Raw genomic sequence first — 6,867 nt, forward strand, 5'->3', positions numbered from 1 at the left:
GCATACCGGTTCACTGCCCATGAAGTTGAGTATAGAAGCGCCAGAAGATGAAGTTTCCCTACCGGGTGAAGTTCATTTGCACATCCGGTTTCGTCCCGCCAGCATGTTCGGCATCCTGCTGGCATTGATCATCCACGCGCTTTTACTTTATTTCCTGTTGAACATGAGCGTCCTCAAGAAAAAGAAGGGCGAGAATGCAGGCTCGGACAATCCCATCGTCTTGCTGATGGACAAAACTACGCTGGCCCCTAAACAAGCCACGTCGCCGAAAAAGCAGAAGGCGCAACCAACACCAAGCCGTACACCGCCAACCAGAAACACCATTACCCAGCCTAAACTGCCGCCCGTGGTTGCCGTCACCGAACCCACCATCGTGCAACCGCCACCACCTCAGGTCAATGCGCCACCAGAAATGGACATGATGGCCATGGTCAACGCTGCCCGTGAACGCCGCCGCGCCGCCGAAACCGCCGCCGCCCAGGAAAACGAAGGTGCCCGTCAGGCAGGTCGCGGCATGTCGCCACAAGAAGTGGCAGAAGCCAATGTCCGCCGCAGTATGCAGCAAGCCCAGGGCAAGGGTGGCAGCGGCGTATTCGAACTGATCAGCACCAGTACCCGGATGGCGTCCTTCTCTTTCCGTGGCTGGAATACCCGCTCCATTCCCTCTGGCGGCAAACAGTTCTTCGAAGTCGATGCCGGCCTGGGCGGTGACGTCCACCTGGCCGTCGTGCGCCGCATGATAGAAATCATACGCATGGAATACAAGGGCGATTTCAGTTGGGAATCAAGACGCCTGGGCCAGGTCGTCCGCAAATCAGCACGCCTGGAGGACAGCGCTGAACTGGAAAGTTTTTTGTTGAAGGAGTTTTTCCCTTAGTACAGGTCGTATGCCGGGGCTAGTATTTTGTAGTTCCTACAAAATATTTCCCCGGTAATTCTCCCAGATCTGCAGTCTTCTATTTGGTGTACGGCAATGCGATTTTGTGTTTGTTACACACCGATTCATAGTGCGTCAAGACACCAAGCATTTCTTCGCAAATCTCGCTGAGTTCCATACTGAGATCGTCGATACGATTGCCATGTAATAACTGCTGCAGATTTTGCAGGCGAGTGACTAAAATGTGTAAGCTATCTCCCTGAAATACTACTCCAGGATATTTTCTTTCTAAAAGCTGCACGACAGAAAAATTGGTCGGCTTGCTAAGTAAAGAAACGCCCTCATTCATTTCTTTTTCCTCAATGAGGAAATTAATGTATGACAGTTTTTCTACATGCTGAATTTAAGTAGCAAAGGCCAGTTGACCATCTCATAGGGAGCATGACTCATAACTAAAGGAAGGTTAAAAATCCTGCAAAGAATTGCTTTGAAAAGAGTCGCTACATAGGTGAAAATTTCGCCTTAAACAAGCTGATATTTTCCGCAGAAACCTGATAATCTCGATAAATTAAGTCATTCATTTTCAGTTGATTCGGCGGCATGTCCCCCATCTCTTCAAGATAATACTTAAATTGTTCTACGCTGTGAATCTCACTATAATTTGCGCACAAAGTTTCCAGCACTTGCTTCCTCGCACCGCCATGAATTATCAAAAATCTGCTGATCTGATACATCGCGATGTCATGCTCTTTTGATAGGTCATACAGTTTTCTGTACTCTTCTATCTGCATTTCAAGAAGATATGGCAGCCCACATAAAAAGAAAGCCCCGAAAACAACGGAGGGCAAACGATCAGATAAACCAGCTAAAAGAACTATCTTGTTTTCTCGCAGAAAAATGCTCTGCATTATTACTTCGAGTTCAGAATATTCTTTTCTTTTTACACTATCCGTTATCTTCGCCGCGAAAAAATTGAGCTCCATCGTTGCTTGCATCGCCATCGTCCAATTAGGTTTGATATAAAAATCTCAGTTTTCTACGTGAATGTTAAAACTGACAAAACTTAACCCCGCGCCAGCCAGTCACTGCGCAGCAAACCATACAGCGCCGTATCCGACACCACGCCGTCGATGATCCAGCGTTCGCGCAAGAAGCCTTCGCGGATGAAGCCCAGTTTTTCCAGTGATTTGGCTGAACCCAGATTACGCGGATCTATGTCGGCTTCGACGCGGTTCAGGTTCATGTCGTTGAAACCGTAATTCAGCAAAGCGACCAGGGCTTCATGCATGTAGCCCTGGCCCCAGACTGCAGCGTCCATGTCGTAACCGATTTCGGCACGGCGACAACCGGCATCAAGGTGGAACAGGGTACAACTGCCGAGGAAAGCCTGGTCAGTCTTGCGTATCAATCCCAGACGCAAAAATTCGCCCTTGGGCATGGCGGCCAGGTCACGCTCAACCATGGCAATCGCCTGGGCGATGTCTGTCCATGGAGGCGTGCTCATATAAAGCATGACATCCGCATTGGAGCGTATGCGCAAAATGTCAGCAGCATCATCCAGACACAAGGGGCGCAAGTGCAAGCGCGAGGTGTCGATGGTGACGTGATCGAAAGCGGGCATGTAAGACTTTCAGGCGAAGAATAGTCAGCAAATTATAACCGCGCCTGACGGGACAGAACTGAGATAAAGTCTGTGTGCAGTAACGGGCAGAAAATCCGCCCTCGCCATGACTGTTGGCGGTTGCTTCGTCAAAAAAACGGACGCACCTCGACCGGTGCCCGACAGGCAAGAGCGGCTTTGCAACCCCATGCCAGGGCCTCGTCCATGTCAGTGGCTTCCAGTACCCAAAAACCGCCCATATGCTCCCTGGTCTCCAGATACGGGCCACTGGAAATGCACAACTCGCCATCAGGCAGCGCAAGTAATGAGGTCGCGCAGCTCGCCGGATGCAGGCCACCAACAAAAATTCTGACACCAACAGCGACCATCTCATCGTTGAGCGCATCAATATCGCGGGACATCGCTTCGTCCTCTGCGATACAAGGGTCGTAGTCGTCGGGGTGATGAATAGCAACCAGATACTGTGCCATGAATTCTCCAATCTAAGGTAATGGACTTCAGCAGGGCGTTTACCCAGAGCTTCATTACATAGACGAATGATTGGAGTGAAATTCGACATTTGATCCAAAATATTTTTCTGCTTTAGTGCTTAGGATCCGTCGTAAAGGCTGTCTGGGCTTCATTCGCGAATTACTCTCACTACGCATAAACCCAGGCCCTGCACCACACCAGCGACAACTTCTGCAACCATCCCGCCGGCTCGGTTTGCTGTATCAGCAATTCACTCGCTTCCAGCGCCTGCACTTCTACCCAGCCATGATGTTGCGGTTGATAATACATGCCCACGCTAAGCAGGGTATCCACTTGCCAGGCTATGCCTTCCAGGAACTGGGGTGCTGCCTGTATCTGTAACTTGCCTGATTGCACACGCAAGCTGTTGCCGGGCACTAACAGACAATGCAGGCGCTGGCCTGGCTGGATTTTGTGGAATTGCATGATGCTGCTCCTGAATGCTTGAGACGGTTGATGTGGCTTTCAGGATAGGTCTTGAAGGGCATGTCGCACAGACACAGAAAAAGCCTATCTGTATCGCATCAGATATTCGTTTTATAATCTGTTATCGTGCAGATAGGCTAAAACTGTATCTGTGCACGACGGCTTAAACATCTCATGATGAGACTATGCAAACCATCCCGCTTTATCGGCAACTGGCCGACCACTACCTGAATGCGATACGTTGCGGTACGCTGAAAGTGGGCGATCGCATGCCGTCGGTACGCAAGCTGATGCAGGTACATGGTGTCAGCCTGTCGACGTCATTGCAGCTTTGCCGTCATCTGGAAACCGAAGGCTGGCTGGAGGCACGTCCACGTTCCGGCTATTTCGTGCGGCAGCCACGCCGGGTACGGCTGATACCGGCGCAGGAACCAACAGTGGGCAAACTGATTGACCCGGCGCAGTTTGTCGGCATCCATGAGCGGGTATCTGAAATCATTTCTCAAGGGCAACGACAAGTTAAATGCAATCTGGCGCGGGCAACTGGCGCGCCGGCACTGTACCCACATCAGCAACTGCGCAGCCTGACCGTCAGTACGCTACGGCGTTATCCGGAATTATTGACCAAACCGATTTCACCCGGCGGCAACCGTGAACTGAAAGCGGCACTGGCCAAGCGGGCGCTGGATTGTGGCATCAGTATTTCAGCCGACGAAGTGGTGATCACCAATGGCTGCATAGAAGCCCTGAACCTGGCATTGCGAGCGGTGGCACAGGCTGGCGATGTCATCGCTGTCGAGTCGCCGACCTTTTATGGCTTGTTGCAGGTACTGGAAAGCCTGGGCATGAAGGCGCTGGAAATCCCCACCAGCCCCAGCACCGGGATTTCACTGGAAGCGCTGGAACTGGCAATGCGCACCTATGACAATATCAAGGCGGTGGTGGTGGTACCGCATTTGCAGAATCCGCTTGGCAGTATCATGCCGGAACAGCACAAACAAAGGCTGGTGGCCCTGTGCGAAGCGCAGCAGATTCCCCTGATTGAAGATGATTCGTATAGTGCGCTGGTGGATGGTGACAAGATACCGACCGCACTCAAGCACTGGGACCATAGCGGTAATGTGATTTTCTGCGCATCAGTGCATAAGATCCTGGCACCTGGCCTGCGTGTGGGCTGGATACTGGGTGGGCGCTGGCAAGCCCGCGTCAACATGCTCAAGTATGCACATACCCGCTATAACGAAGAATTGTCGCAAATCGTTGCGGCCACCTTCATACTGTCATCTGCCTACGACCGCCACCTGCGGAAACTACGTAGCACCCTGGCCCAGCAAAGAGAAAGGACGGCAGAAGCCATCGCCACCTATTTCCCCGAAGGCACGCGCATGAACACGCCTGCCGGTGGCGTATCGATCTGGGTGGAGATGCCGCCCAACACCTCATCCAAGGCGGTTTTTGATGCTGCACTGGAACAAAGTATTCTGGTGTCACCGGGCTTGCTGTATTCGAATTCAAATCGTTTTGATCATTTCCTGCGCATCAACTGCGGCATGCCCTACACCCAGGACCTGGATGATGCCATGCGCACCCTGGGGCGTATCATTCAGCACAAGTCTCATCTCAAACAGCATATTGCAGCCTGACTTATTGGGCACTCAAATGGGCGTTTAAATGGGCACCTGGTCTCTTGCAGACGCACAATTCCTGCGGTTGAGTTACCCCCGTCTGCGTACTATGCTGTAGTCAGTGCTGTGACAATTTTTACGGATGCCTCTTTTTCGTGCATCCGGCTGAAGCTGTGGAAAGCCACAATTGTGCATCCCAGCGACATTTTCGATAATGGCGCCATCGACGGAACTCAATTCCGCGTCTTGCCCGCCAAAATCTTTTTCAGAAAAGCGGGATTTAATGACATCCAACGGAGACCAAGGATGAAATCTCAGCCCCTCTATAAGTCCCTCTATTTCCAAGTCATCTCCGCCATTATTCTGGGCGTGTTGCTTGGCCATTTTTATCCTGAATCCGGCGCGTCCATGAAGCCGCTGGGTGACGGCTTTATCAAACTCATCAAGATGATGATCGCCCCGATCATTTTCTGTACTGTCGTGGTCGGCATCGCCGGCATGGAAGACATGAAGAAGGTCGGCAAGACCGGCGGCATGGCCCTGCTGTACTTTGAAGTTGTCAGTACCCTGGCACTGATCGTCGGCCTGATTATTGTCAACCTGGTGCAACCTGGTGCCGGCATGCATATCGATGTGCATACGCTCGATACCAAGGCGCTGACGGCCTATGCCGGTCCCGGCAAGATGCAGACGACGACAGAATTTCTGATGGCGATTATTCCTACCACGCTGGTAGATGCGTTTGCCAAAGGTGAAATCCTGCAAGTGCTGATGATCTCGGTCTTCTTTGGTTTTGCACTGCATCGTTTTGGCGGTCGCGGCACAATGATTTTCGACTTTGTTGAAAAACTCTCGCATGTGCTGTTCGTCATCGTTGGATACATCATGAAGGCAGCGCCCATCGGTGCATTCGGTGCAATGGCTTTCACGATAGGTAAATACGGTGTCGGTTCCCTGGTGCAACTGGGTTACCTGATGGGGACCTTCTATGTTACCTGCCTGATCTTCATCTTTGGTGTGTTGGGTACTATCGCCAAAATACATGGTTTCAGCATCTGGAAATTTGTCAAATACATCAAGGAAGAATTGCTGATCGTATTGGGTACGTCTTCTTCAGAATCAGTCTTGCCACGCATGATGGCAAAGCTGGAAAATCTGGGTGTGAAAAAATCCGTGGTAGGCCTGGTGATTCCTACCGGTTATTCCTTCAATCTGGATGGCACCTCGATCTACCTGACCATGGCTGCCGTCTTCATCGCCCAGGCTACAGATACACCAATGACCCTGATGCAGCAAGTCACCCTGCTGGCTGTATTGTTGCTGACATCAAAAGGTGCGGCAGGCATTACCGGCAGTGGCTTTATCGTGCTGGCAGCAACGTTGTCCGCTGTTGGTGGCATCCCGGTTGCTGGCCTGGCACTGATCCTGGGCATAGACCGTTTCATGTCGGAAGCACGTGCCCTGACCAACCTGATCGGGAATGGTGTAGCCACCATCGTCGTCGGTAAATGGGGCAATGATGTCGATATCCTGAAGATGCAAAAGCGCCTGAACAACGAATCGGCGGAAGAAGCCGATGACCCTGAGCTGGTGCTGGACAAGACACAGTTGCACATGGCAAATCAGCGTTGATATTGACGCATATTGACGCAAACAGCCACAATGAAAAAGCGGACTTGAAGTGAACTGAACCCAAAAAGTTGGACACCAACTTTTTGGGTTTTTTCATGACTAAATACGACGAGCAGTTCAAGTTAAAAGTAGTGCAGGATTATCTTGCTCATAAAGCAGGGTATAAAGTGATTGCA

8 protein-coding genes are annotated in these 6,867 nt (G+C 51.3%); 3 read left to right on the forward strand and 5 right to left on the reverse strand.

The features are described from left to right. Window positions 1–19: 19 nt before the first annotated feature. Window positions 20–877, forward strand: a complete 858-nt coding sequence (locus ACO0LK_RS26345; protein WP_422980443.1) for a hypothetical protein — start codon at window positions 20–22, stop codon at window positions 875–877. Window positions 878–956: 79 nt separating this feature from the next. On the opposite strand, the gene ACO0LK_RS26350 is transcribed toward ACO0LK_RS26345, so the two are convergent. The 5 genes from ACO0LK_RS26350 to ACO0LK_RS26370 form a co-directional block, all read right to left on the reverse strand. Next, window positions 957–1,226 (reverse strand): DUF6959 family protein, encoded by a 270-nt coding sequence (locus ACO0LK_RS26350; RefSeq protein ID WP_422980444.1) that lies wholly within the window; start codon window positions 1,224–1,226, stop codon window positions 957–959. Window positions 1,227–1,377: 151 nt separating this feature from the next. Further along, the gene (locus tag ACO0LK_RS26355; RefSeq protein ID WP_422980446.1) at window positions 1,378–1,878 is read right to left on the reverse strand and encodes a hypothetical protein; all 501 of its coding nucleotides are present in this window, start codon (window positions 1,876–1,878) and stop codon (window positions 1,378–1,380) included. 62 nt (window positions 1,879–1,940) lie between these two features. Next, complete coding sequence (locus tag ACO0LK_RS26360; protein ID WP_422980448.1) at window positions 1,941–2,498, reverse strand: GNAT family N-acetyltransferase; 558 nt, start codon at window positions 2,496–2,498, stop codon at window positions 1,941–1,943. 128 nt (window positions 2,499–2,626) lie between these two features. Then, complete coding sequence (locus ACO0LK_RS26365) at window positions 2,627–2,968, reverse strand: YciI family protein (RefSeq protein ID WP_422980450.1); 342 nt, start codon at window positions 2,966–2,968, stop codon at window positions 2,627–2,629. Window positions 2,969–3,137: 169 nt separating this feature from the next. Then, window positions 3,138–3,434 (reverse strand): hypothetical protein, encoded by a 297-nt coding sequence (locus ACO0LK_RS26370; protein WP_422980452.1) that lies wholly within the window; start codon window positions 3,432–3,434, stop codon window positions 3,138–3,140. Between the two features lie 185 nt (window positions 3,435–3,619). Between ACO0LK_RS26370 and ACO0LK_RS26375 the strand changes: the two genes are divergently transcribed. Together ACO0LK_RS26375 and ACO0LK_RS26380 are read left to right on the forward strand one after the other, a co-directional pair. Further along, window positions 3,620–5,077 carry a PLP-dependent aminotransferase family protein gene (locus ACO0LK_RS26375; protein WP_422980454.1) on the forward strand — a complete coding sequence of 486 codons (1,458 nt, stop codon included), beginning with the start codon at window positions 3,620–3,622 and terminating at the stop codon, window positions 5,075–5,077. Window positions 5,078–5,365: 288 nt separating this feature from the next. Beyond that, window positions 5,366–6,691: a dicarboxylate/amino acid:cation symporter gene (locus ACO0LK_RS26380; RefSeq protein WP_422980456.1), complete on the forward strand. Its 1,326-nt coding sequence runs from the start codon at window positions 5,366–5,368 to the stop codon at window positions 6,689–6,691. Window positions 6,692–6,867: the final 176 nt, after the last annotated feature.

The sequence above is a fragment of the Undibacterium sp. Ji49W genome, assembly GCF_049340205.1.
Lineage (GTDB): Bacteria > Pseudomonadota > Gammaproteobacteria > Burkholderiales > Burkholderiaceae_D > Undibacterium.

What these genes read in the sequence shown, in the direction of transcription:
- ACO0LK_RS26360 (WP_422980448.1), bottom strand. Translation starts at nt 2,498, where the DNA reads ATGCCCGCTTTCGATCACGTCACCATCGACACCTCGCGCTTGCACTTG.
- ACO0LK_RS26380 (WP_422980456.1), top strand. Translation starts at nt 5,366, where the DNA reads ATGAAATCTCAGCCCCTCTATAAGTCCCTCTATTTCCAAGTCATCTCC.
- ACO0LK_RS26350 (WP_422980444.1), bottom strand. Translation starts at nt 1,226, where the DNA reads ATGAATGAGGGCGTTTCTTTACTTAGCAAGCCGACCAATTTTTCTGTC.
- ACO0LK_RS26375 (WP_422980454.1), top strand. Translation starts at nt 3,620, where the DNA reads ATGCAAACCATCCCGCTTTATCGGCAACTGGCCGACCACTACCTGAAT.
- ACO0LK_RS26365 (WP_422980450.1), bottom strand. Translation starts at nt 2,968, where the DNA reads ATGGCACAGTATCTGGTTGCTATTCATCACCCCGACGACTACGACCCT.
- ACO0LK_RS26345 (WP_422980443.1), top strand. Translation starts at nt 20, where the DNA reads ATGAAGTTGAGTATAGAAGCGCCAGAAGATGAAGTTTCCCTACCGGGT.
- ACO0LK_RS26370 (WP_422980452.1), bottom strand. Translation starts at nt 3,434, where the DNA reads ATGCAATTCCACAAAATCCAGCCAGGCCAGCGCCTGCATTGTCTGTTA.
- ACO0LK_RS26355 (WP_422980446.1), bottom strand. Translation starts at nt 1,878, where the DNA reads ATGGCGATGCAAGCAACGATGGAGCTCAATTTTTTCGCGGCGAAGATA.